The 24,617-nt window shown below is 69.1% G+C and carries 22 protein-coding genes; 17 read left to right on the top strand and 5 right to left on the bottom strand.

From position 1 onward, the window contains the following. Window positions 1-159 precede the first annotated feature (159 nt). From NA3_RS36600 to NA3_RS01525, 11 genes are all read left to right on the top strand, one after another. Window positions 160-2,130: a hypothetical protein gene (locus tag NA3_RS36600; RefSeq protein ID WP_157126520.1), complete on the top strand. Its 1,971-nt coding sequence runs from the start codon at window positions 160-162 to the stop codon at window positions 2,128-2,130. Further along, a complete protein-coding gene (locus NA3_RS01570) occupies window positions 2,127-2,939 on the top strand; it encodes an ESX secretion-associated protein EspG (protein WP_062961766.1) in 813 nt (270 codons plus the stop codon). The genes NA3_RS36600 and NA3_RS01570 overlap by 4 nt, the downstream gene beginning before the upstream one ends. Before the next feature lie 47 nt (window positions 2,940-2,986). After that, window positions 2,987-3,307, top strand: coding sequence for a hypothetical protein (locus tag NA3_RS01565; RefSeq protein WP_062961765.1), 321 nt, complete (start codon window positions 2,987-2,989; stop codon window positions 3,305-3,307). 74 nt (window positions 3,308-3,381) lie between these two features. Further along, window positions 3,382-3,687, top strand: a complete 306-nt coding sequence (locus NA3_RS01560; RefSeq protein ID WP_062961764.1) for a YbaB/EbfC family nucleoid-associated protein — start codon at window positions 3,382-3,384, stop codon at window positions 3,685-3,687. Between the two features lie 124 nt (window positions 3,688-3,811). After that, window positions 3,812-4,126, top strand: a complete 315-nt coding sequence (locus NA3_RS01555; RefSeq protein WP_036498234.1) for a type VII secretion target — start codon at window positions 3,812-3,814, stop codon at window positions 4,124-4,126. Continuing rightward, window positions 4,123-5,508 (top strand): hypothetical protein, encoded by a 1,386-nt coding sequence (locus NA3_RS01550; RefSeq protein ID WP_372464250.1) that lies wholly within the window; start codon window positions 4,123-4,125, stop codon window positions 5,506-5,508. The genes NA3_RS01555 and NA3_RS01550 overlap by 4 nt, the downstream gene beginning before the upstream one ends. Window positions 5,509-5,517: 9 nt before the next feature. Then, window positions 5,518-5,814 (top strand): PE family protein, encoded by a 297-nt coding sequence (locus NA3_RS01545; protein ID WP_062961762.1) that lies wholly within the window; start codon window positions 5,518-5,520, stop codon window positions 5,812-5,814. A gap of 15 nt (window positions 5,815-5,829) precedes the next feature. Then, window positions 5,830-6,792, top strand: a complete 963-nt coding sequence (locus tag NA3_RS01540) for a PPE domain-containing protein (RefSeq protein ID WP_062961761.1) — start codon at window positions 5,830-5,832, stop codon at window positions 6,790-6,792. A gap of 8 nt (window positions 6,793-6,800) precedes the next feature. Continuing rightward, entirely contained in the window at window positions 6,801-7,589 is a 789-nt protein-coding gene (locus tag NA3_RS01535; RefSeq protein ID WP_062961760.1) for an ESX secretion-associated protein EspG, read from the top strand. Between the two features lie 78 nt (window positions 7,590-7,667). Beyond that, the gene (locus NA3_RS01530; protein ID WP_030513428.1) at window positions 7,668-8,003 is read left to right on the top strand and encodes a WXG100 family type VII secretion target; all 336 of its coding nucleotides are present in this window, start codon (window positions 7,668-7,670) and stop codon (window positions 8,001-8,003) included. 49 nt (window positions 8,004-8,052) lie between these two features. Further along, window positions 8,053-8,364 (top strand): WXG100 family type VII secretion target, encoded by a 312-nt coding sequence (locus NA3_RS01525; protein ID WP_062961759.1) that lies wholly within the window; start codon window positions 8,053-8,055, stop codon window positions 8,362-8,364. An 85-nt stretch (window positions 8,365-8,449) separates the two neighbouring features. Here the strand turns inward: NA3_RS01525 and eccE are convergent, their stop codons facing one another. Beyond that, window positions 8,450-10,213, bottom strand: coding sequence for a type VII secretion protein EccE (gene eccE / locus NA3_RS01520; RefSeq protein ID WP_062961758.1), 1,764 nt, complete (start codon window positions 10,211-10,213; stop codon window positions 8,450-8,452). Window positions 10,214-10,329: 116 nt separating this feature from the next. Between eccE and eccB the strand changes: the two genes are divergently transcribed. Continuing rightward, on the top strand, window positions 10,330-11,838 hold the full coding sequence (gene eccB, locus NA3_RS01515; RefSeq protein WP_062961757.1) for a type VII secretion protein EccB: 1,509 nt from the start codon (window positions 10,330-10,332) through the stop codon (window positions 11,836-11,838). Between the two features lie 50 nt (window positions 11,839-11,888). On the opposite strand, the gene eccA is transcribed toward eccB, so the two are convergent. Beyond that, window positions 11,889-13,706 carry a type VII secretion AAA-ATPase EccA gene (gene eccA, locus NA3_RS01510; protein WP_062961756.1) on the bottom strand — a complete coding sequence of 606 codons (1,818 nt, stop codon included), beginning with the start codon at window positions 13,704-13,706 and terminating at the stop codon, window positions 11,889-11,891. 129 nt (window positions 13,707-13,835) lie between these two features. Here eccA and eccD point away from each other — a divergent pair, with 129 nt between their 5' ends. From eccD to eccCa, 3 genes are read left to right on the top strand one after another with little or no spacing between them, the layout of a single operon-like run. Continuing rightward, the gene (eccD, locus tag NA3_RS01505) at window positions 13,836-15,305 is read left to right on the top strand and encodes a type VII secretion integral membrane protein EccD (RefSeq protein WP_062961755.1); all 1,470 of its coding nucleotides are present in this window, start codon (window positions 13,836-13,838) and stop codon (window positions 15,303-15,305) included. Window positions 15,306-15,313: 8 nt separating this feature from the next. Then, on the top strand, window positions 15,314-16,807 hold the full coding sequence (gene mycP / locus NA3_RS01500; protein WP_084490822.1) for a type VII secretion-associated serine protease mycosin: 1,494 nt from the start codon (window positions 15,314-15,316) through the stop codon (window positions 16,805-16,807). A gap of 2 nt (window positions 16,808-16,809) precedes the next feature. After that, on the top strand, window positions 16,810-20,889 hold the full coding sequence (gene eccCa, locus NA3_RS01495) for a type VII secretion protein EccCa (RefSeq protein WP_062961754.1): 4,080 nt from the start codon (window positions 16,810-16,812) through the stop codon (window positions 20,887-20,889). A gap of 2 nt (window positions 20,890-20,891) precedes the next feature. On the opposite strand, the gene NA3_RS01490 is transcribed toward eccCa, so the two are convergent. Next, entirely contained in the window at window positions 20,892-21,476 is a 585-nt protein-coding gene (locus NA3_RS01490) for a GNAT family N-acetyltransferase (RefSeq protein WP_062961753.1), read from the bottom strand. Next, window positions 21,473-22,312 (bottom strand): GntR family transcriptional regulator, encoded by an 840-nt coding sequence (locus NA3_RS01485; protein WP_062961752.1) that lies wholly within the window; start codon window positions 22,310-22,312, stop codon window positions 21,473-21,475. The genes NA3_RS01490 and NA3_RS01485 overlap by 4 nt, the downstream gene beginning before the upstream one ends. A 151-nt stretch (window positions 22,313-22,463) precedes the next feature. On the opposite strand from NA3_RS01485, the gene NA3_RS01480 reads away from it, so the two are divergent. Continuing rightward, complete coding sequence (locus NA3_RS01480) at window positions 22,464-22,985, top strand: DUF4254 domain-containing protein (RefSeq protein ID WP_233427266.1); 522 nt, start codon at window positions 22,464-22,466, stop codon at window positions 22,983-22,985. Between the two features lie 6 nt (window positions 22,986-22,991). On the opposite strand, the gene NA3_RS01475 is transcribed toward NA3_RS01480, so the two are convergent. Next, window positions 22,992-23,510, bottom strand: a complete 519-nt coding sequence (locus tag NA3_RS01475) for a hypothetical protein (protein WP_128145076.1) — start codon at window positions 23,508-23,510, stop codon at window positions 22,992-22,994. 109 nt (window positions 23,511-23,619) lie between these two features. On the opposite strand from NA3_RS01475, the gene NA3_RS01470 reads away from it, so the two are divergent. Further along, window positions 23,620-24,612 carry a GlxA family transcriptional regulator gene (locus NA3_RS01470; RefSeq protein ID WP_062961750.1) on the top strand — a complete coding sequence of 331 codons (993 nt, stop codon included), beginning with the start codon at window positions 23,620-23,622 and terminating at the stop codon, window positions 24,610-24,612. Window positions 24,613-24,617: the final 5 nt, after the last annotated feature.

The raw sequence follows: 24,617 nt of genomic DNA, 5'->3' as shown, positions 1-24,617 counted from the left end.
GTTGCCACCGGTGTTGCTCGCGCGTCGCAGGATGTTCGAAAGATGATGTGGGACTTGCTATTCGGCGTATCGGCGCGGGCGGGGGACGACCTGCGGCCGGTATCGCCGACGGGGTGAACACGCAGCTTCCGCCGCTGCCGAATTCGAGGAGCACGACCGATGGCGCCCGATCCGACTACGCCCGTCGCTACGGGTAATCCGTGGCCGGCGTTGAGTGACTATACGAAGAACCACACGTCGGGCAACGACGCGTTGAAGTTCGAGCCGGACGTGGCCCTGGAAGTGGCGGCGGCCGCGGAGAACACCATCGCCGCGCTGAAGACGTTGCAGCTCTACACCGACGACCTCACCGCCGGCTCTCCGGTGTCGAATCTCGCGTCGGGCACCGCACTGGGGAAGAAGTTCGGGACCGAGGCCACCGATCTGAAGACGATCTTCGAGGACCACAAGACGATCCTCGGCCAGATGATCGACACCTTCATCGCGGCCGGCAAGGCCTACGGCAAGATGGACGGCTTCAACTCCGCGCTGCTGGACAACGTCAGCGGCAAACCGGACTACATGTGGGACGCCGACGGTCTGGACCCGATGGGTGACCCGCCGAAAGTGCCGGGCACCAACGACGATCTGAAGAATCCCGTCAATGCGATGGACAACAAGGCGGGGCTGCAGTCGTTCCAGTCCTCGACCATCAGCCCCGAAGCGCCCGACTACATGAGCTGGTACGACCTGTTCCAGGTCGGCAACTACATCCGGGTCAACAAGGTGGCCGAGAATCTCGCCCACCACGCGGGTACTTGGTGGTGGATGGCGACCGAGGTGAACAAGGTGTACTCGGATCTGCTCAACAAGATCGACTCGGTGACCGCCGACAAGTGGAGTGGGCCGGGTAAGGAAACCGCGGTCGCGGCGGTGCAGGCCTACGGCAAGAGCATCCCGGGGCTGTCCACCGCGATCAGGGGCACCGGTGATCTGCTGGTCTACACCTCGGGGTGGTTGAACGAGACCCAATACAGCATGCCGCCGAACAACGATGCCGACGCGAAGACGCAGCAGCAGTGGATCCAGACCGTTCGCGAGAGTTTCCGGCGAACCTATGTCTTCGGGATGAACCAGTCCTCGTCGCACGTTCCGGTATTGCCCGCGGCCGCAGCGGCATTCGGCCAGATTCCCGCCGATCCGTACAACCCGACCGGGCAGAACCCACCGGGTAGTCAGAATCCCCCCGGGAGCCAGAACCCGCCGGGCAGTCGGAATCCACCGGGCAGCCAGAATCCGCCGGGCGGCAGCACCCCGCCCGGGGGTTCGACCCCGCCTGGCGGTACGACTCCGGGCGGCACACCCAACGACGCGCAGGCCAAGGCCGCGCAGGAGGCCGCCGCCCGGCACCAGCGGGAGGCGTTGGCGCAGCAGCAGAAACAGGCCGCGGAATTCGAGAAGCAACAGAAGGAAGCGCAGCAGCAGCAACTGAAGGAACAACACCAGCAACAGCAGCAGCAGGAACAACAGCAGAAGCAACAGGAACAACTGCAGAAGCAACAGGAGCGGCAGCAGGCGGTCGCACAGCAACAGCAGGAACAGCAGCAGGTCATGTCCGCTGTGCAGCAACTGATGTCGGCCGCACAGCAGGGTGCGCAGCAGCTGATGCAGGCGTTTCAGCAGGTTGCCCAGACTCTGACGCAGCAACAGCAGCAGGACGCGCTGGCCAAGGCCGGGCTGGGCGATATTCCGGGATTGGGTATTCCGGGTATGGACGGCTCGGATCCGCTGTCCGCCCTGGCCGGTGCCGGAGGGGGCGCGGGTGGCGGCGGTGGCGGCGTGCCCGGCGGTGGTGCCGGGGTGCCGGGGTTGCCCACGCTCAATCGCGATCTGGCGCAGGCCTCCAAGTTGTTCCCGCGCGCGAGCACGCTCAGCACGGCGTTGAGCGCCAACACCGTCGACTCCGCGATCGGCCGGGCCGGCGCCGCGCCGATGGCGGGCACTCCCGGCTCGCCGGGCGCGGCCGGGGCGGGCGCGCAGAACCAGCAGGGCAAGGAGCACAAGCGGCCCGCCTATCTGGACTCGGTGGAGCATCTCGAGGACGCGCTCGGTGATGCGCCCGTGGTCGTGAAGCCGGTCGTCGAGAAATGAACCGCAGCTGGACCTTCACCGATCTCGAATTCGTCGTCATGTGGCGGCATTTCGGTGACGAGGGGCCACCGCGTCCGTTCGTCTACACCACCGATATTCCGCTGGAGGACGACTTCCAGCGCGAATGCACGCGCCTGCGCGACCGCATGCTGGCACAGCCCGACCACACCCTGTTCGACGCGGTGCGCGACTGCACCCGGCCCGATCTCGCCGTTCTGGTCACGGGCTTCGACGGCCACGACCCCCATCGCGGCGAGGGAGCGGTCCGGCTGCTGGCCGCCCGGCGCGAGGACCGCGGCTACCTGCTCACCCAGCTGCCCGGCCGCACGCTGTTGCACGCCGGTGGATTCACGATGGTGCAGTGTGATCCGCTGCGGCTGGCCGATATGGTCGCCGATGCCCTGCCACCGGTCGACGCCGGTGGCTCCGGGCACATATCGCTGCCGCCCGATCCGCAATCACCGGCCGGCGCCACCGAAGCGCACTACGTATCGGCCGACAGTGCGGGCGGTGCCCCGCAACTGTGGGACAGCTACGACGAGCCCGACGACGCCGCCGGGCAGCGCTTCCTCGACATCGTCCCGGAACGGTCCGGAACCATCGAAATCGCCCAGGGCGTCTCGCGTTTCGGCCCGCGTGGTCGCACCGTCCGGCATCTGGACTGGCGCGACCTGTCCGGCGACGGCCGCTATGTGATCCGGGAGGGCCCGCCGCGCACCGCCGCCGGCGTGGACCGGCAGGGACTGATCGCCGCGATCAATGCCGAGATCATCACCGTCGTCCGCGCGATCAAGGACGAGCGCGTCTGATCGCCCGGCGCCACCGTGCCCGTTTCCGACCGACCAGGAGGAGGCTGATGTCCACCGCGACCACGCGATCGGGAGCGATCGCGGTAGAAACCACCGAGCAGGGACTGCCGCTGCGTATTTCGATCGAGGCGAGCGAATTACGCCGCGATCCCGCCGAATTGGCCGCCGAACTGCTCCGGCTGTGCTCGCGCGCGGCCGATCGCGCCGGGCTCGCGCGGCGGCGCCAACTCGCCGAGGCCGGGCTGAGCAGCGACCTGCTCGCCTTGACCGGACTGCCCACCGCGGAACAGGTCGAACGGCAGGAACTGATCGACGAGCAGGAGTACGACACGGAGCCGCAGAGCTGGCTGAGGTCGGTCGAGTGGTAACCCACGACGCCCGAGACGACGCGAACGAGGGGGAACCGATGGCGAATATGCCTGATATATCCGGTGTTTCGGTCATGGACGAGTTGGTCGCCCGCACGGAGCGGCAACTGGAACGCATGCGCGATCTGGGGGACCGGATGGCGGGGGTGCGCGCCCGCGAAACCTCACCGGACGGCGCCGTGACGGTGGAGGTCGACGGTAACGGCGCATTGCTCGATCTCGTTTTCTCACCGTTGGTGAATCGGCTCACCCCAGCGGAATTCGAGCAGGTGGTAGTGTCCACCGCGCGCAGCGCCGCCGCCCGTGCGTTCGCGCAACGCGGTGACCTGATCGCCGCGTTCAACGAGGACAACGGCGCCGGTACGCGCGAGATTCACTGACGCGTAACGCGTTCTTAAGCTCCGCGCGTGCCAATCTACGTCGTCGCCTGTTGCAATTGCTCGGTAGATGTTCGATCCGCCGGTTACGTGAGCGCGAATCGGCTTACCGGGCAGGGGCTTTCAGATGGGCGAGTTGGTAGCAGTACCGGAGGCGATCCGTCGCTACGGGGACACGGCGGCCGCTATGGCCACCGAAACACTCTCCGCGGGCACAGTGAACCAGGCGGTGGCCATCGCCGCGGCCGTTCCGGTCTTCGGATTGATCGGACAGGACTTTCTCGCGACATATGCGCTGGCACAGGCGAATCACCTGAGTTCGGTGGTCGAGCTGGCGACCGTGCACGCCGGTACCGCCGTCACCGCGCATCAGAGTGCCGCCACCTACGCGGCAACCGACCAGGACAACGCCGACCTGCTCGGCGGAATCGGCCGCGCGTGATGGAACCGGGCCTGGACCGGTCGATCGTCGATCTGTTGCGCCAGAGCGCGATGGGGTCGATCGTGGACCGGCCGGTCAACGACGTACTGCGTGAGATGGGGCTGCCGGGCCTGCCGCAGCTGCCGCCGGCGCCACCGCTGCCGCAGCTACCGCCGTTGCCGGTGCTCGACCTGCACGCGCTGACCAAACCGATCACGGATCTGGCCAGCAGTTTCGGCACCGGCAAACTCGGGGCCGGTCCGGGCGGCGACCCGACGCAGGTGCTGTCGCAGATCTCGACCGTGCTGCAGACCGTCGTGCAACTGGGCACCACGGCGATGCAGACGGCGATGTCGCTGTGGCAGGGCGCGGGCGCCCTGTCGGCGGCGGCCAAATCGACCCAGGCGGCCGCCGACGGCGCCGCGGTGGCGGGGCAGGGTGCGCAGATGTCGCTGGGCACGACCGCCGCGGCCGGCAGCGTATTCACCGGAAATGCGCTGATGACGGGCATCACCGCGAAGTATCTGACGTCGCTCGCGGCGGCCGCGCCGTTCATCGTGACCCCGCCGGGGCAGGTGTTCGTGCTGGCGATGTCGGCGCAGACGCTGGCCGAGGCGCTCGCGGTGGTCACCAAGACCCGGGTCGAGCTGGCCGCGCACAGCGCGAAGATGGCGCACACGGGCCAGAAGGTCGAGATCACCAATGTGCCGCACGGGGTGTCGAACGTCGCGGCCCAGCGGGTCGCGGTGCCGCAGGCGTCGCTGAAGTCCGTGGCCGGTACCACGTCCCGGCTCAGCGCCACGCCCTCCGGTCTGTCGACGGCGACCAGTGCGTCGAGCTCGAGCAGCGCCGCCGGCTCTGCGACGCAATATGTGTCGCAGGCACTGCAGATGGTGCAATCGTTGTCCGCCGTCGGCGGGGCCGGCGCGCAGGCGGCGACGAGCCTCACCGGCCGCGCCGCGAAACCGATCGCGGCCCCGGCTCCGGCGGCGGGCGGAGCTCCGGCGGCGGCCGGATCGGGGGCCGGCGCACCCGGTGGCGTCGGCGCCCCGGCGGTCGGCGCACCCGAGATGTCGTCGCCGCTGCAGGCCGCGCGCACCCCGTCGATCATGACGGAGGCGGCCGTCACCGCGAGCACCGAATCCGCGATCGCCTCCTCCGGCACGGCCGGCGGCCCGGGCATGATGCCGATGACCCCGGGAGCGGGCGCGGCCGGAATGGCTCGTGCCGCTTCGGATTCCAGCAGCGCGAGCGATGCGGTACGCGGTCAGCTCGTCACCGCCGCACACGGTAACGACGTCGTGGGCGATATCGCCGGAGTCTCACTTCCCGTGGTCGGCGCCGCCGACGCGGTCACCACCACCCCGGACACCGAGCCGCCGGACAAGGCTCTCACCCTCTAGGAGTTCGCGATGGAATTCGATCCCGTAGTCGCGGCGCGCACCGCCGCCGATCTCGACGCACTCGCCGACCGTCTGGAGGCGGGCCTGCGGGCCGATACCCCGGCGCTGTCGGTCGCCGCTCCCGGTATCGACGAGGTGTCGCTGCGCGCGGCGACGACCCTGACCGAGGTCGGCGCGTCGTTCGACTCGTCCGGCACTCTCGGCGTGCAGGAGCTGCGCAAACTGGCCGCCACCCTCCGGGCGCAGTCGCGCGGGCTGTCCCGGATGGACAGCGACAACGCCGCCGACCTCGGCGCCACGGCCTGATCGGGGCACGACGACATGGTCGAACCGCCGGGTGACGGCTTCACCGGGGTGGTCTGGGAGGCCAGGCCGACCGAGCGGCTGGCGCGCGAACTGACGACCGGTCCGGGGTCGGTGCCGATGGCCGAGGCCGCGTCGGCCTGGGGGCGGCTGGCCGCGAACTTCGGTGCCGCCGTGGCGGATTACGACCGGATCGTCGCCGACATCCGCGGACACTGGCAGTCCGACCACAGTGACGAAGTGCTGGAACGTATTGCGCGGATGCGGGATTGGCTGCTCGACGCCGCGACGGCCGCCGGGCGCAACGCCGCCCACGCCGCCGAACAGGCCGCGGCGTACGAGGTGGCCCGGCTGGCGATGCCGCACATCGCGGAGATCGCGGCGCTGGAACAGGCGATGCACACGGTGCAGGCCATCGGGGCGGCGATGGGCGCGCCACTGGTCGGCGCCGCCGCCGATATCAGCGCCGATCAGGACGTGGCCAAAGCCGGCGCCGCCCGGGTGATGCGCACCTACGAGGCCGCCACCGAACCGCTCGCGATGCCGTGGCAGCAGATCGAGCCGCCGGTGCTGGCCACGGGCGACGCGCTGGCGGGGGAGCAGGCGGCCGCCGCGGTGGCCGCCGAATCGGCACCCGCTGTACCGGCGATTCCCGGTATGCCCGCCATGTCGAACCTGGCCGCCTTCGATATGCCGCACACCCTGACCGGCACCCGTGTGCAGACCGTCGCCCGCGTGACCCAGTCCACCGAATTCACCGCGCTGCAAGCCTCGCCGGCACAGACCGGGACGGCGACCGGCCAAGCGGTCCCCGCCGCGGCCGGCCCCGCCGCCGTGCAGTCCGAGGAGGAGCGCACCGTCCGGGCCGGGGCGGCGGACGCACCCGGCGCCGGCGAATTCGAGATCGATGCCGGATTGGCCGCCGCCCCAGCGGTTCTCGGTGGCATCGAGGCGCCGCCCGGCACCGCGAGCCCCGCGTAAGGAGTGTTATGGCGACCCTGACCAACGACGCCGTCCTGGCCGTCGCCGAGTTGCTCGGCGTCCAGACGTTGCCGCTGGTGCTGGAGGTCGGGCCACGGCAGGACTCGATCGACGCCTTCACCGCCGCGCGAGCCGAGGCGTTGCGCGGCCTGCGCGGTGCCGGACTCGTGGACCGCTACGACGACGTCGAGCCGGAACTCGGTGCGGCCCTGTCGATCCTGGCCCAGCCCGAGTCCGAACTCGCGGCGCGCATCGTCACCGCGAGCGGGACGCGTCGCGTGTCGGTGGCGCGGCGCGGCGCCGGGCACGCGGTCGCCGTCCGCACCGGCGACGAGATCGACGTCCGCACCATCTGGGCGGACGAGGACGGTGGTGCACTGGCCCGCCCCGTTCTGGACGTCCTCGGTCCCGCCGAACCCGCGGATATCGCGAGTTTCAGCGCCCCCACCGACGAGCTGGCGCAGCGGCTGGACAACGCCACGGCGGCAACGGAATTCGCCGAAGCGCTGTACGGCGTGGACGTGGCCGAACGCGCGGCGATCGAATTCGGGATGGCGCTGTCGCAGTGTCACGCCCACGCCGAGATCGTCGCCTACGTCCACGCCGACGGCATCACCACCCGATCCTCCGGCGCCGTGGCGGTGTACGACACCGCCCGGGGCCGGATCGCGGCCAGCCCGGGCGCCGCATCCGACCGGCGGATGTGGACCACCTTCACGCCGGGAACCGATCACCGCGTCGCACAGGCGATTACGGCGCTGATCGGCACCTTGCCCGGGGGAAGGTGGATGCCCTAGCTCGCGAAATCCCGTGCCAGTGACCACCTGTACTACCGACCACCCGTATTACCGGAAAACACAGAGAGGGGCCTGACGATGGCCGGACAGCAAATCAGTAACGATGCAGCGAGTACTTCGCAGGCGCAGACCGATATGGCCAACTCGGTCGATCGCATCCGCGCCACCATCGCCCGCGTGACCGAGGCGGTCGATTCCGCCAAGCGCGGCTGGCAGGGCGACGCGTTCTCCGCGTGCAACAAGGCCGCCCAGGACTGGGACGAGGAAGCAGCGAAGCTGAACCAGATCCTCAACGAGATGACCGAGGAAGTCGGCCACGGTAACAAGACCTACACCGGCCTGGAGAGCGAGAACGAGAACGAGTTCCGTCAGCTCATCTCGCAGACCGGCGGTCTGACCAACCTCGGCGTCTGAGGCGAATCCAGCACAACCGTTCCACCCCGAACGTACGAAAGGTAGCGACATGCTGTACGAAAGAGCAGTTCTCCAGGAGCTCTCCGACCTCCTGAACGGCTTCCACAAGGACCTGCAGTCCGAGGCGAGCAACCTGCAGGACTGCGCGGCCAAGCTGGCCCACGCGTGGGAGGGCAACGCCGGTCTCGAGGCGTTCCAGAAGTCGAAGCAGAAGTGGGACCAGCAGTTCGGTGACATCAACGGCGACAGCGACCCCAGCACCGCCATGGGCAAGGTGTCGGCGCTGTCCAAGGCCGTCGCGGCCGCGATGAACAACGCGACCGCTGCGGACAAGGTCGTCGCCAACGGCTTCGGCGGCTGAGTCCGGCACACTTCTCACCGCGAGGGCCCGCCCGATGTCCCAGATCGGGCGGGTCCTTCGCTGTTCGGACCCGCGGCTGAACCGTTCAGGCCGGAACGGCTGAATTCGCCCCCACGAACCGCAGTTCCTCCGGCGTAGCCACCATGTACACGCTGGTCTCCCCGCTCTCGGTGCGCACGGTGACCAGGTTCGGGGTGACGGGGTCCTCGATGAGGGTGACGTCGGGCTCGAAGCCGTCGGCCACCGGGCCGTGCTGGCGCAGCACCATCACGGTGGCGTCGGAGTGGTGCCCGCTCGGCGCGATGCCGTCGAAGACCACCATGGTCGCGAATCGATACGAACTGGCCTGCTGGGAGCCGGCCGACCAGGTCGCGAGCGTGAGCGCCTGCGGCATATCGACATACCCGACCATCGGCCGCCATTCGTCGTGCCGGTTGGTGTGCACCACCACACTGGCGCCCAGCGCGATCGCGCGCAGGATCACCTGTTTGGCGACCAGCGGGGAGCCGATGACCTCGACCCGGCGCACGTGCCGGCTCACCAGCGGCAGCGCCACGCCCTGTCCCGAGTTGTCGGCGCCGATGAGCTGTCCGCAGCCGGCGATAGGCATCGGCACCCGGTCCAATGCGTCCGGTGGTCCGAGGTAGCTGTCCAGCGGCAGCGCCGGCACTCCGGTGCCCAGCGGCAGGCTGAAAAGCAGTGCGCGCCGCTGCTTTCCGGGCAGCGGAATCAGTCCGGCCGTGCGCACGCGGCACGGCGCGTCGCGGGTCGCGAAGCGTGCCGTCGCTGTCACGGCGATCGACGCGTCGGTGGTCGCGGCCGTGGTGGGGCCGGCACCCGGCACGCGCTGCAGTCGCACGGTGATCGTCGAGGTCACCGTCGGCGTCGACCACACCTCGGCGATGCCACGGGAGCCCAGCGCCTCGGGGGTCATCCGGTAGGTGGTGTGGTGAAAACCGTTGTGCACCACACTGTCCGTCGTTTCCTCGAAGTCCTCCGGCGCCGCGCCGAGGGTCAGCTGGGCGACCGCCTGATTCATCTCGGTCGCCGAGAGCGCGACCGCCGACAGCCCGCGTGCGGCGAGCCGATTGGCCACCCGGCGCGTGGCCACGACCGCCGAGCGCAAGGTGCCTTCCGCCCCGCCGCCGCGCCGATCCACGGCGGCGGCGTTGGCCAGCGGATCCAGCCGCAGGACGACCCAGACCGTTCGATGCGCCACGGCCGGCAGTGGCCCGAGGATGCTCTCGTAGGCACGTGCCACCGCACCGGTGCCGGCACTGCGTGCTCCGGTGCTGATCACATCGATGGCGGCCAGCCGGATGTCGAACTGGTCGAGACAGCGGGCGATCTCGGCGAGCGGCAGCATATCGTCGCCGAGCAGGCCGCTGGGGCTGAGCCGGGTCACCGTTCGCGGCTGTGCGTCGATCCGCAACATGGTGATGAGCCGGTCTCCGTCCCAGCGCATTCCGTAACTTCCGCCTTCGGCCAGTGGAACATTGAATGGCGAATGTTGAACGGCGGTCGAACGATTCCGAAACAATTGCCAACGAAAGGTAATTCCGCGTGCCAGTGATTGCGCGAGAGAAGTACCGCGAATCGGCGCCGGCGCAACGATCACCACAACGGCGGCGACAACGACCGGAACCCACCACAGTGGCGTGAAAACCCTTGCCACGAACGCCCCCACAGCCGCTGTGACCAGCACCGGAAGCACCAGGCGCAGGGGGAGCAGGTGGAAGAGCCAGAATTCCGTCGAGCGCAATTGCGGTGCGTTCGAGCGTGATTCGGAAGCGTCGGAGGAATCGTCGTGAGGCGGTCCGGCTTTTTCTCCGCGCGCGGTGGAGTTCATGCGCACATAATGGACCGAACTCGTTCGGCTTCGCTAGTCTGTCGAAGCGCGGCCGATTCGGCTCGCGCACTCGAATCGGGTCATCGGAATCAGCCAGTGGATATCGGGAGGCGGTTGTGCCGGCGCAGTTGACCACCCGTGCCCAAGTCAACGGCTACCGGTTCCTGCTCAAGCGCTACGAGCACGCGCTCGTACGCCGCGACGTGCGGATGCTGCACGATCCCATGCGCACCCAGTTCCGTTCGCTCGTCATCGGCGCCGTACTGGGACTGCTGGGCGTGGCCGGCGCCGCGATCCTGGCCTTCCTGCACCCGCAGGGCTCCGTGGGCGACTCGAAGATCGTGATGGGCAAGGATTCCGGTGCGCTCTACGTCCTCGTGGACGGAACGTTGCATCCGGTGCTCAACCTGGCCTCGGCGCGGCTCATCACCGGCGCCGACGCCTCGCCGGCCTCGGTCAAGGACAGCAAACTGACCCAGCCGCGCGGTCCGCTGCTCGGCATTCCCGGTGCGCCCGGCGCCCTGCCCGGATCCGGCGATCCCCGGCGGTCCACCTGGACGATGTGCGACAACCTGCTGCCGTCCTCGACGGGAGGCGCGGCAGCGGCAGGCCCGCTCACCACGGTGATCGCCGGGCCTCTGGACAATCCGGCCGGTGGCACCCACGCGGTGCCGGTGCGCGCGGATCAGGCGCTGCTGGCCACCCACGGCGGTAAGACCTTCCTCGTCTACGACGGCAAGCGGGCCGAGATCGATCCCGGCGATTCCGTGCTGATCCGCTCTCTCGGATTGCGGGATCAGCGTCCACGCCCGATCGGCGGCGCGTTGCTCGATGCGACCGAACCCGTTCCGCCGCTGACGGTTCCGGAGATCGACCGGCACGGCACGCCCGGTCCGGGCAAGCTGTCGGACGTGCCGGTCGGCGGTGTGATCCGAGTACACGGCGTGGACGCCGACGAGTTGTACGTGGTTCTCGCCGACGGCGTGCAGCCGGTCACGCCCTTCGCCGCGGGGCTTATTCGCGACGCGAATTCGCAAGGGATGAACGAGATCTCGACCGTGCCGCCGGATCGCATCGTCGGTATCCCGGTTCTGCACCGGCTGCCGATCGACGATTTCCCACAGCAGGTTCCGGCTGTGCTCGCGCCCGACGCCGATCCGGTGGCCTGTCTGTCGTGGAGCCGCGCCGCCGACGACGCGCGCGCCACCGTGACCCTGCTCGCGGGTCGTGCGCTGCCCCTGCCCGCGGATGCGGAGCCGGTCGTCCCGGCGACCGCGGACGGCCCCGGCGATCGGATCGACGGTGTCTATCTGCGTCCGGGCACGGGGGAGTTCGTGCGGTCGGTCGGCGCGGAGCCGGGCGCGGTGAGCAACGGCCCGCTGTTCTACATAGCCGACAACGGGATTCGATACGGTATTCCGGACGCCGACACGGCCAAGGTCCTCGGATTGCCGAAGACTCCGAAGCCGGCGCCGAAGCCCATCGTGGAGGCGTTGTCGGCGGGCCCGGCACTGACCCGGCAGGACGCGCTGACCAGTCACGACAGTCTGCCGCAGTGCCCGGACGGGGGGCCGCGCGCGACAGCGTGCGCCCGGCCGATCCCACCACCCGGGAAGAACAACTGATCGCCACCGGCCGCCCGGCGGGGCGACCGGTTCGCCGAATGTGATGCGGCTCAGCGCAATCCGCCGAGCACGCCTTCCAGCGCCTTGGCCATGTCGGCGCCCTCGATCCGCATGAGCACCGTCTCGTCCACCGCCGACAGATCGATGGATTCGTCCGTGGCCAAACGGAATTCGCGTTCCTCCTCGGCGGCTTCGATCACATTGCGGATGAACCGGCCGTTACCGGCGAGGTCCACCGCACGCCGCTGCTCGCCGCTCTGGTCGGTCACCTGGCGCTCGTAGAGCTCCCGGCACGCGGCCTGGAGCAGTTCCAGCGCGTCCTCGGAGACCTCCGAATCCCGTTTGCTCGCAATGAACTGACCGATCCGGCCGAGTTCCTCGGGCGTGTAGGACTCGAACTTCACGCGCTTGGCGAAGCGAGACGCCAGACCGTCGTTGGAGGCCAGGAACCGGTCGATCTCCCCGTCGTAGCCGGCGATGATGACGATCAGCCGATCGCGGTCGTTCTCCATCCGGGCCAGCAGGGTGTCCACGGCCTCGCGGCCGAAGGCGTCACCGCCGGAAAGACCGGTTTGAATCAGCGTGTACGCCTCGTCGACGAACAGCACCCCGTCCATCGCGGAATCGATCAATTTATTTGTTTTTATCGCGGTGCTTCCCAAATGTTCACCGACGAAATCCGAACGCTTTACCTCTACCAGTCGATCGGTTTTCAGCAAACCCAACCCACAGTAAATTTTCGCCACCACCCGGGCAATCGTCGTCTTACCGGTTCCTGGCGGGCCGGTGAACGCAAGGTGTTGTCCGCGTGGCTGGCTGGACATACCTTTCTCGGCGCGGATTTTCGCCAATTGCGCGGTGGCCTGGAGTTTCGCCACCTGAGTTTTCACCGCGGCCAGGCCGATCTGCTCGTCCAGCTCGGCGCGGGCGACCTCGAGCAGGCGCTTGGCCCGATCACCGCGCTCCTCGGTCTCGACCTGCTCGGCCGTGGGCGCCGAGGCCGGATCCCAGCGGTCGGTGCGCGCGTCGATCAGTTCTTTCGAGGTCACCGTGAGGCGGTACTTGCGGTCGCGCATGGCCTGGGTGTTCGCGGCGAAGTCGGGCGCCTCCGAGAACACCTTCTCGAACAGGGCCTGGGCCTCGTCCTCACGGCCCATCTCGCGCAGGCACAGCCCGCGGCAGAACCGGGCGGTGGTGGCGGCGGCCGGAATCGGGCCGCTCTCGGCGGCCTCCATCCGGCGGATCGCCTCGCCGAACAGGCCGAGCTGCGCGCAGGCCGTGCCGACCATCACGTGCGCGCCCGCGGCCAGGTAGGAGTCCTGCCAGTCCGCCGAACCGGCCAGCACGGTCATCACATCCGGCCAGCGCTGCGTCGTGTAGTGCAGCAGGCCGCGGACGTATTGGCAGATCCGGTCGTCGAGGTCCTGATCGGGCTGCGACAGCAGGCCCGCGCGGTGCCGGGCCAGCTCGTCGAGCACCTGCTCGGCCTCGTCGTAATCGCCGGCGGAGATCAGCTGGGTCGCCTGCGCCAGCCAGATCTCGGTGTATCCGGCCAAGGGATAGTCGATGTATTGGCCCACCACGAACCGGCCCGCCAGCTGCCGCGGCGCCAGGCCGAGCCGGCGCTGCTCGCGGTAGAGAGTGGAGCCGCTGGTCTTGTAGAGGTTGAACACCACCTCGGGGGTGATCTCCCCGGCCGCGGCCCGGCCCAGCCAGGCGTCGCACATGCCCGGATCCCATTCGGTGGCGCGCTGGAATGCGAGCTTCGCATATTCGAGATCGGGCGTGGATTCCTGGCCGTCGATAGCGATGCCCAATGACAATACGCCGGCATCGAAGGCGCGTTGTGCTTGGCGGTTGCCGGTCATACGGACAGTCCCCTAAACGCGTGAATGTGCTAATTCTCGCTCAGCATACCGGCTGCCGTGACAGCCGATCTCGGTTAAGTTTGGAACGTCGCAATACAGCGACGAAAATCGTAGGGAGTTCTGTAATCCGTGACCGAGTCGTCGAGCAGCGGCGTGGGGGCCGTTGACCCGGAATTGTGCCGAGTGTCGGTGATCGGCGGAAATACTCAACTCGATGTGGGCCTGCCCGCGACCGTGCCGGTCGCGGCGTACATCACCGACCTGGTCGAGCTGATCGATTCCCGCAATCCCGACCTGACCGAACACGACGAGGGCGCGCCCGTGCGCGCACAGCACTGGACGCTGGCGCGGATCGGCCGCGACCCCATCCCGCCGCACCAATCCCTCACCGACGCAGAGGTTTTCGACGGTGAATTGCTGGTGTTGCGCTCGGTGACCGCCAAGGAGGCGCCCGCACTCTTCGACGATGTGATCGACGCGGTCTCGCGGCTCACCGCCGAATCGGGAAACGCCTGGTCACCGACGGCGGCGCGGCGAATGGGGTTGGGCGCCGGGCTGATCGCGGTACTCGTCGCGGTGGCGGTCCTCGTGTCCGGTAAGGGCACCGGCATCTGGAACGGATTCATCGCGCTCGGCGCGGGTGTACTCGCCGCCGGCGCCGCGGTGATCGTCGCGCGCCGCTATCCGGCCGAGCGCACGACCGCGATCGTGTTGTCGCTGTTCGCGATTGCGCTGCTGAGCGCGAGCGCGGGGCTTCTCACACCGGGATGGGTGGGGGCACCGCACGTCCTGTTCTCGGCAGTGGCGGCACTGGTGGTGGCGCTGGCACTGTATTCGATGACCCGCGCCGGATCGCTCGTGGTGGCCGCGGTGGTCACCAGCGCGGCGGTGCTCGCGGTGGCCGCGGCCGTACGGATGGTGTGGGACTTCGACATCGCGAAGATCGCCGTCGGCGTACTGATCGCCGGACTGGTGCTGATCACGATGGCTCCCCGGGCGGCCGTGGCCGCGGCGCGCCTGCCGGTTCCCCCGGTGCCGACCGCCGGCGGGGCCATCGACCCCACCGATCACGAACCACGCCCGACCATCGCCGATATCGGTGTCATCGGTGCGACCGCGCTGCCCTCGGCGGCGGGGCTGGAGCGCCGCGCCCACGCGGCCAATCAGTACCAGTCCGGTGTCCTCGTGGGCGCCACGCTCGCAGCGGGTTTCGGTGCCGTCCTGGGTGCCGACCCGCTGGGCGGGTCGCGCTGGCAGGGGTTGATGCTGGCGGCGATCACCGCGGTGGTGCTGTGCCTGCGTGGCCGGGCGTACGCGGACCTCACCCAGGCGTCGACGATGATCGCGGGCGGCACCGCGGTGGCGCTCGCGGTCGCCGCCGGAGTCGCTGTGGCGCACCAGGAGTGGCGTGCGGCAGGCGCGGGACTGTTGCTGATCGTCGCCGCGGCGGTGGTCGCCTTCGGTGTGCTCGGACCTCGCGCGGACGTGTCGCCGGTGCTGCGGCGGGCGATCGAGATCTTCGAATACCTGCTGATCATTGCCATCGTGCCGCTGTCGCTGTGGCTGATGGACGTCTATTCGGCCGCCCGGAACATCTGAACGGGCCGATGACTGTGCTGCGCTACGGAAGAGACTGTCGGGCAGCGGCTTTCGCCGGTGGGGCCACTCGCGGGCTGCGCGCTGCCGCCGCCGCGGCGGTACTCGGCGCGTCGCTGTTCGGCGGTGGTCCCGCGAGCGCGGTCGCCCCGCCGGCGATCGACGAGGACGCCCTCGGGCAGGCGCTGGCCGTCAACGCGAAGAACGGTCCGCCGGACCAGACCGAGAAGCGCGCGGTATGCGCCGAACCGTATCTGACCGGGGCGATTCCGCGGGATCCGCCACTGCCCCAGCGAATTCTCGATCTGGACCGGGCCTGGAAGTTCAGTCGCGGCGCCGGGCAGAAGGTCGCCGTCATCGATACCGGGGTGAACCGCCATCCGCGCCTGCCGGACCTGCAGCCCGGTGGTGACTTCGTCACCGCCGGCGACGGCACCGAGGACTGCGACGGCCACGGCACCCTGGTCGCCGGCCTGATCGCCGCGCGCCCGAGCCCCGCCGACGCCTTCTCCGGGGTCGCCCCGGAGGCGCAGATCCTGGCCATCCGGCAGCTGAGCCTGCAGTACGAGGCGAAGAACCGCACCAACGACGAGACCGGCAAGGTCGCCGCCGGCGGATACGGCGATGTGCTGACGATGGCGGCCGCCGTGGTGCGCGCGGTCGACATGGGCGCCACCGTGATCAACATCTCCGAAGTATCCTGCACCCCAGCGGGTTCCGAAACCGCCGACGGCGCACTGGGCGCGGCGGTGAAATATGCCGCCGACCGCAATGTCGTCGTGGTCGCCGCGGCGGGCAACCTCGATCAGGCCGCCTGCTCGGCCCAGAACGACACCAGCGGCTGGAACGGAGTGCGCACCGTCATCAGCCCGGCCTGGTTCTCCCCGTACGTGCTCTCGGTCGCCTCGACCGATCCGGACGGAGCGACCTCGCCGTTCTCGATCCACGGCCCCTGGGTGGGTGTCGCGGCGCCCGGCCGGTCGATCATCTCCCTCGACAGCAAGCCGGGCGGAACCGGCCTGGTCGACACCGAACACGGCGACGAGGGACCGCTGACCATCGACGGCACCAGCTTCTCGGCCGCCTTCGTCTCGGGCCTGGCGGCCTTGGTACGCAGCAGATTTCCGGATCTCAGCGCGGCACAGGTGATCGACCGGATCGAGCGCACCGCGCACAACCCGGGTGCGGGCCGCGACGATCGGGTCGGATTCGGCCTCGTCGATCCGCTGGCGGCACTCACCGCGCAACTGCCGCCGCCAACCGGGCAGGCCGCGCAGGTGCCACGGGCGATCGCGCCGCCCCGCCCGGATCCCGGCCCCGATCCGCTGCCGCGCCGGGTCGCGATCATCGGCTCCGGCGCGCTGCTGGCCCTGCTGGCCGTCGGATGGGCTGCCGCCCTGCCGTATCGGCGCCGGCGACCCGAACCGGTCGCCGACGATCCGGCCGCCGGATACCTTTCCGCCACCCCGGCTCCCGCCGGGACCGACTCGCCTCGAGGAGAGTAGGCATGTCCACCGACGGATTCGTGCGCCGACCGCGGATCGCCCCGCCGCGGGCACCGGGCGGCGAGGTGGCGCTGACCGCGCCGCCGGAGATTCCGCGGCCGGTGCCGCCCGCCCTGCTGATGCGGCTCATGCCCGTGGTCATGGTGGTCGCGGTGGTCGGCATGCTCGCGATGATGGTGATGATGGGGCGCAACCTGCTCGCCAACCCCTTCATGCTGATGTTCCCGATGATGATGCTGATGTCGATGGTCGGCATGATGGCGGGCATGCGCGGCTCCGGTGGGCCCAAGCGCGCCGCCGAACTGAACGAGGAACGCAAGGACTACTTCCGCTACCTCGACCAGGTCCGCCGCGATGTGCGCAAAACCGGTCGCGCACAACTGCAATCGCTGATCTGGAGTCATCCGGAACCGGCCGATCTGTGCGCGGTGGCCGGCACCCGCCGGATGTGGGAACGCCGCCCCAACGACCCGGATTTCGGGCATGTGCGCGTCGGTGTCGGCAGTCACCGGCTGGCCACCAAACTGGCACGGCCGGAAACCGGTCCGCTCGAGGACCTCGAACCGGTGTCGACGGTGGCGCTGCGCCGCTTCGTGCGCACCCACTCGGTGGTGCACGGCCTGCCCACCGCCCTGTCGCTGCGCGCGTTCCCGGCGATCAACATCGAGGGCCGCCCGGACGAGACGCGCATGCTGGTGCGCGCCATGCTGATGGAATACGTGACCTTCCACGGCCCCGACCACGCCGCGGTCGCGATCATCTGCGCCGACCCGGACGCCGAGGCGTGGTCTTGGGCGAAATGGCTTCCGCACCTGCAACATCCGGTCGACCGCGACGGTATGGGCGCGGCCCGGATGATGTATCGCTCGCTGGCCGAACTGGAGACCTCCATGGCGGCCGAACTGCTCGAGCGCGGCCGGTTCATGCGCAACGCCCAGCCCACCGCCGGGCGCATCCACCTGCTGGTGATCATCGACGACGGCTACGTCAGCGGTACCGAGCGGATCGTCAGCGACGCCGGCCTGGACTCGGTGACCGTGCTCGACCTCACCGCGCCGCAGGCCGGGCTCGCGGTGCGCCGCGGACTGCAACTGGTGGTCGCCGACGGTACCGTCGCCGCGAGATCCGCCGCGGGCGTGGAACAGTTCGCCACCTCGGACCCGGTGACGATCGCCGAAGCGCAGACCCTGGCTCGGGCGCTGGCTCGCTACCGGATCGCCACCGCGGCCCAGATCGTGAGCCTCGGTGACGAATCGCGAGCAGTGCCCGGCCTGATGGAGCTGTTGAAGATTCCCGATGCCGCGCAGATCGATCCGGCCACGGTGTGGCGCCCGCGCAACGATCGCGAGCGACTGCGGGTGCCGATCGGTATCACGCCCGACGGCACCCCGGTCGAGATCGACATCAAGGAGTCGGCCGAGAACGGGATGGGTCCGCACGGATTGTGCATCGGCGCAACAGGTTCGGGTAAGTCCGAATTCCTGCGCACGCTGGTGCTGTCCATGGTGACGACCCATTCGCCGGATCAGCTGAACATGGTGCTGGTCGACTTCAAGGGTGGCGCCACCTTCCTCGGACTCGAATCGCTCGCGCACGTCGCCGCGGTGATCACCAACCTGGAGGAGGAGATCGCCCTCGTCGACCGCATGAAGGACGCGCTGTCGGGTGAGATGACCCGCCGCCAGGAACTGCTCCGCTCGGCCGGCAACTTCGCCAACGTCACCGAATACGAGCGCGCCCGCGCGGCCGGCGCCGACCTCGACCCGCTGCCCGCGCTGTTCATCATCGTCGACGAGTTCTCCGAATTGCTCTCGCAGAAACCGGATTTCGCGGACCTGTTCGTCATGATCGGCCGCCTGGGCCGCTCCCTGCGTGTGCATCTGCTGCTGGCCTCGCAGCGGCTCGAGGAGAACAAGCTGCGCGGCCTCGACTCGCACCTGTCCTACCGGATCGGCCTGCGCACCTTCTCCGCCAACGAATCGCGCGCGGTGCTCGGCATCACCGACGCCTACCACCTGCCGAGCGTGCCGGGCTCGGGCTACCTCAAAAGCGATGCCGACGATCCGCTGCGGTTCAACGCCTGTTACGTCTCCGGCGCCTACGAATCACCCGCGGGCAATGCGCCGGGCCGCACCGGCGGCGGGCAGCGCGGCGGCGGGCAGGAGCCGGTGGTCTTCACCGCGGCGCCGGTGCCGATGCGCACACCGGTGGCCGCCGCCGCGGCGCGCGGGCCGCTGGGCCGGCCCGAACTTCCGCCGCCGCCCGGATCGCCGGAGGCGGAGCGGGACCTACCCGGCACACCAGCCGAAACGGTGCCGAAGACGCTGCTCAACGTGGTGGTGGACCGGTTGCGCGGTCACGGTCGCCCGGCACACGAGGTGTGGCTGCCGCCGCTGGACGAATCACCGTCGGTGGACATGCTGCTGCCCGATCCGGACTGGCGCTCGCCGGTGAACCGGCACGGCCGGTTGTGGTGGCCGATCGGTGTGATCGACAAACCCTACGAGCAGCGTCGCGATGTGCTGATCGTGGATCTGTCGGCGGGACAGGGCAATCTGGCCGTGGTCGGCGGTCCGCAGTCGGGTAAGTCGACCACACTGCGTTCGATCATCATGGCGGCCGCGGCCACCCACACGCCGGAGCAGGTGCAGTTCTACTGCCTGGATTTCGGCGGTGGCACGCTCGCGGGTCTGTCGGACATCCCGCACGTCGGCTCGGTGGCCGGGCGCATGGATGTCGACCGGGTGCGCCGCACGGTCGCCGAGATGGTGACCCTGCTGCACCAGCGCGAGGAGCGGTTCCGTGAGCTGGGTATCGAGTCGATCCATGAATTCCGCCGTCGCAAGGCCGAACTGGCGCAGCGGAGTCCGGCAGAACGAGCGGCGGATCCGTTGGCGCAGGATCTGTTCGGCGACGTCTTCCTGGTGGTCGACGGCTGGGCGACCATCCGCGCCGAATTCGACGTGCTGGAACCGGCCTTCAACGCACTGGCCGCACAGGGTCTGTCCTACGGCATCCACCTGATGATCGGCGCCACTCGCTGGGGTGAGATCCGCCCGGCGGTCAAGGATCTCGTCGGCACCCGGCTGGAACTACGCCTCGGCGACCCCAGCGACTCCGAAATGGACCGGCGCACAGCGGTTCTGGTGCCAGTGGGCCGCCCGGGCCGCGGTCTGACGCCGGAGAAGTTGCACATGCTGGTCGCCCTGCCGCGCCTGGACTCGAGTTCCGATCCGGCGACGCTCTCCGACGGTATCGCGCTGGCGCGCAGCCAGTTCGCCGAGCTCTACGGCGATCGGCGCGCGCCCGCGGTCCGCATGCTGCCGCTGCGGGTACCGCGCGAACAGGTGCTCGCCGAGGCCGCGAAGCACGGCATCGAATGCAGCGCCACCCGCGTGGTGGTCGGTCTCGGCGAGAACGAATTGGCGCCGCTGGTACTGGATTTCGACGCACAGCCGCACCTGATGGCCTTCGCCGACGTGGAATCCGGCAAGACCACGCTGCTGCGCAACATCGTGCTCGGCATCACCGAGAATTCGACGGCCGAGCAGGCGCGCATCATCCTGATCGACTATCGGCGCACCATGCTGGGCGTCCTGGAGGGCCAGCAGCTCGCCGGCTATTCCACCTCGGGCCAGACCTCGTTCGACATGATCAAGGAGGTCGCCGCCTATCTGCGGCAACGGATTCCGGGTTCGGACATCACCCCGCAGCAGTTGCGTGACCGCAGCTGGTGGACCGGGCCGGAGATCTACATCGTGGTCGACGACTACGACATGGTCGCCACCGGCGCGGGCAATCCGCTCGAACCGCTGCTGGAATTCATCCCGCAGGCCCGCGATATCGGGATGCACCTGATCGTGGCGCGGCGCTCCGGCGGTGCCTCCCGGGCGCTGTACGACAAGGTGCTGGGCATGATGAAGGACCTGTCGGTCGACGCGCTGCTGATGTCGGCGCCCAAGGACGAGGGCAAATTGCTCGGCGACGTGCGGTCGGCCAAGTTGGCACCGGGCCGGGGCACGCTCGTATCCCGTGCCCGGGAGAACGAAATGGTGCAGGTGAGTTACCTGCCGCCGGTCTGAGGTCAGGGCACCGGATCGCCCCGGTCCGCGTGCAGGTGTCGCCGCACGATCGGTTCCGGTAACCCCCAGCTGTCGGCGCGGCGTTCGAACAGCGCCGCCGACGGTCCGCTGACCGCGGGGTTGGCGATGCGGGCCAGCCGGAATCCCGCCGCGCGGTAGTACCGGTGCAGGTCGGTATTCCTGGTCCAGGCATCGAGCCGCACCCAATTGCGGTGGCGGACAAGCGCCAGCGCGGCGGCGTGGGCCAGCAGCGCCCGGCCGACACCGTATCCGGCGAAGCGCAGATCGACGATCATGTAGTGCACGATCACCGCGTCGGCGATCTCCCGTCCCGACCACAGTCCGGGGTCGGCGCGATCGTTCACGGTGACGGTTCCCGCGAATTCGCCGTCGACCTCCGCCACCCAGGTCTCCCCGGCCGAGACCGACCGGCCGACCGCATGGGCGAACCGTTCGATCGGCAGCCCCCGGCCTTGCCGGGTCCACTGGTCCGAACCGCGTGCCGCAAGCCAGGCCGTGCGTTGGAGCCGTAGTCGGCAGATGCTGCCGAGGTCGGCCGAGCGGGCCTGGCGGATGCGGATCGTCATGGTGAACCGGGTACCAGCGAGTGACCGAAGGAATGGGAATTGCCCGGAGGATGCGGCGCCCCCAGGGTCTTGCGGATGAGGGCGGTACCCTCGTCGTCACCGAGTTCGTAGGCCAGCCGGTTGCGCGCGGCCAGCGACCGCTGGCGGGTGACCCGCATGATGCGGATATTGCTGGCGCCGATGCGCAGATGGTCGAGCAACATGGTGCCGGCTCCGACACCCAGGACGGCGGCTTCGTCGGCACTCGCCGGGCGGGCCACGACCGTATCCCGATGGGCGGTTTCGGGATATCCGCGCGCGGCCAGCCGTCGCGTCGTGCCCTCCGGAATGTCGTGCGGGGAATCGATTCCGGTGAGTTCGGCGAGGTCACGCGGGTAGTAGCTGACCTCCCACGACCACGGTTCGTTGTCGAGGTACTGCACCACGGTGCGAGCGACGACCCAGGAGTCCTTCGGCACGCCGAGCCAGTGCGCGACATCCGTACCGGCCGGTTCCATCCGGGCGCTGAACTGTTTGGCCGGTTCGCGCCCGGCGGCACGGGCGGTCTCGGAGAAGATGTCGTGGGCCGACTTGGGGCGGTCGCGCCGGATGTGGCTGGTCACCACGGATTCCAGGACCTCTTGGCTACGCACGATCGTGCCCCGGGAAGTCGCTGTGAAGAGTAGGTTTTCGGCGACGAGCACCTGAATCGCGTTGCGCGCGGTCGTGATCGACACGTGCATCTGGTCGGCCAGCTCGTTGTGGCTGGGCAGGCGATCACCAGGTTTGTACGTGCCGTCGCGGATCGCCTCCCGCAGGACGTCGGCGATTCGCTGGTACCTCGGACCGGCGGCCATCTCGCTCCTCGGTTGTACCTTCAAGGAAGAAAAGTCTACTCTGCTGGTTGACGGGGCAGTGTGACCCTTGACACACACATTCAGAGGTTTATTGTAATGAACGTCCTGACCATTGGTTGTACGGCGACGACGGCGAGGCAACGTGGCTGGTTTGGAGACGTCCCCGATGGTGGTCGTGGCATTGCCCGACACACCACACACACCGACGGCCGTCGACTTCCTGACGACCGAAGTTCTGCCGAGTTCGGATCTGTTGTTGCGTGCGTGCCGGGGGCACCGCGTGATCGGCGGCCCGATCCTGTGGTTCGCGCGCGACTTGGCGGTGCTGTTCGAACGCCAGCTCGGCCGCGGCGGTTCCACCCCCGATCCGGATTCCCCCCTGATGATCGAAATCGGCAGACGCCGAATGGAATTGGTGATGGCGATCGACGATTGGATCGTCCGCGCCGTGCCGCAGCAGGGTTCGGGCGCCACCTTGCACACCGAAACGATCGGCGCCGTCATCGATCGGCTGGCCGAAGCGTCGGTCCGCGCGCATCACGCGCTGATGACCCTCGACGCCGATGACGATGTCCTGCACGGCGCCTGGCATCACCTGGCCGAATTGGCCGACGGCTACGACGATCTGGTGCGTGACGTCCTCGCCGGCCGGCGTCGCCTGCCGACCTGGTGAGTCGGCCTAGTAGCTCATCGATCGGCACGAACCCGCCATCCGCGGCGCGCGGCTGTGCCGCGTCCGATCGGCCGGCAGCGGTGCCGGATTCAGCCGGGTCACGCGCCGTGATCGTGACCCACCGGCCAGTTCGGTGAAGCGAATCGTGTTCCAGCCGAACGGCATCAGGTGGACCAGTTCGCCGCGCTCCTCCAGGCGCTCGGCGAGTTCGGACACGATGTCCAGCGCATCCGCCAGGCCGGTGAGTACGTCGTTGTGCGCGCCACCGACGGCGTGTCGATCCTTGCGTGCCCACGGCGCCACGCTTTCGACCACGATGTAACCGGCGTCCTGGTGTACCGCAATGGTTTTCACGACCTCGACCGCGGCCGGAAGTGCCGCGGCGTCGCCCGGCTCGACCGCGATCTGCAGGACGAGGCAGTCCACGAACAACTTCCGGGCGCGCACGGCCGCCGGATCCAGCGCGACCGCGCACGGCCCCGCCGCGGTGACCTCGTATTCGAAGAGGTGACACGCACTGCTCACGATGCGCATCGTGCACCTCTGTTCGCCCTCATCGTCATACCGGCAACCCTAAGCGGTGGATACGCGCGATATCAGTGTCGTATCCGACGCATTCAGTACTGTTTGCGACATGGATGTCGCGGTTTTCGTCGTGGACGGCGTCGGAGACCTCGGTCTCGCCGCCGTCCTGGAGGTTTTCAACACGGCGAACGCGCTCGTCGACGATCCGGAGCTGGAGCCGGAGCCGTGGCGGGTGCACACCGTCGCGCTGGGCAGCAGTGTCCGCTCGGGGCACGGCCATCTGATTCCCACCACGCCGCTGGCCGAGGTACCCGGCGACATCGGCCCGATCGTCGTGCCCGCGGTGCTGGCGATGGACGCGGACGCGGTGGTCGACCTCATCGCCGCACCCGCCAACCGGCCGGTACTGGAACGCATTTCGCAGGCGCACCTCGCGGGGACACCGCTGGCCGCCGCGTGCACCGGAACCTTTTTCCTGGCCGAGGCCGGGGTGCTCGACGGGCTGCCCGCGACGACGAGCTGGTGGCTCGGTCCGGCCTTCCGCCGTCGCTATCCGAACGTCGACCTGGACGAGGGTCGCGTCCTGTGCCGCTCCGGTCATATCGCGACGGCCGCGGCGGCGTTGGCGCACCTCGACCTCGCCTTGGCCACGGTGGCCGGTCGCAGTCCCGCCCAAGCCGAACGCGCGGCCCGGATGCTGTTGGCAGGCCGCGGAGGCGAACAACGCGACTACATCGTCCCGCAAGTGATCGCGCGTGGGAATTCGCTGGTGGCGGCGTTCGAACGCTGGGTGCGCGGACATATCGCCGAGCAGTTCCTGATCACCGACGCCGCCCGCGAGCTCGGGGTCACCGTGCGCAGCCTGCAGCGTGCGACGCAGGCCGAAATCGGGATGTCACCACGGGATTTCGTGAACGAGATCCGGCTCGAGCGCGCCACCCGGCTGTTGCGCACCACCAACGCCACCGTGGAGACGGTGGCCGCGCGGGTCGGCTATCTCAATGCCGGCACCCTGCGCGGCCTGTTCCGGCGCCGCCGCGGCCGCAGCATCGCCGAGGTCCGGGCGACCCCGCTCAGCTGGCAGGACCCCGGCGCTCGGTAACCGCA

It is taken from the genome of Nocardia africana NBRC 100379 (assembly GCF_001612635.1).
Lineage (GTDB): Bacteria > Actinomycetota > Actinomycetes > Mycobacteriales > Mycobacteriaceae > Nocardia > Nocardia africana.
Note: the sequence above shows the minus strand (reverse complement) of the source record. Positions and strands in the feature narration are given on the sequence as shown.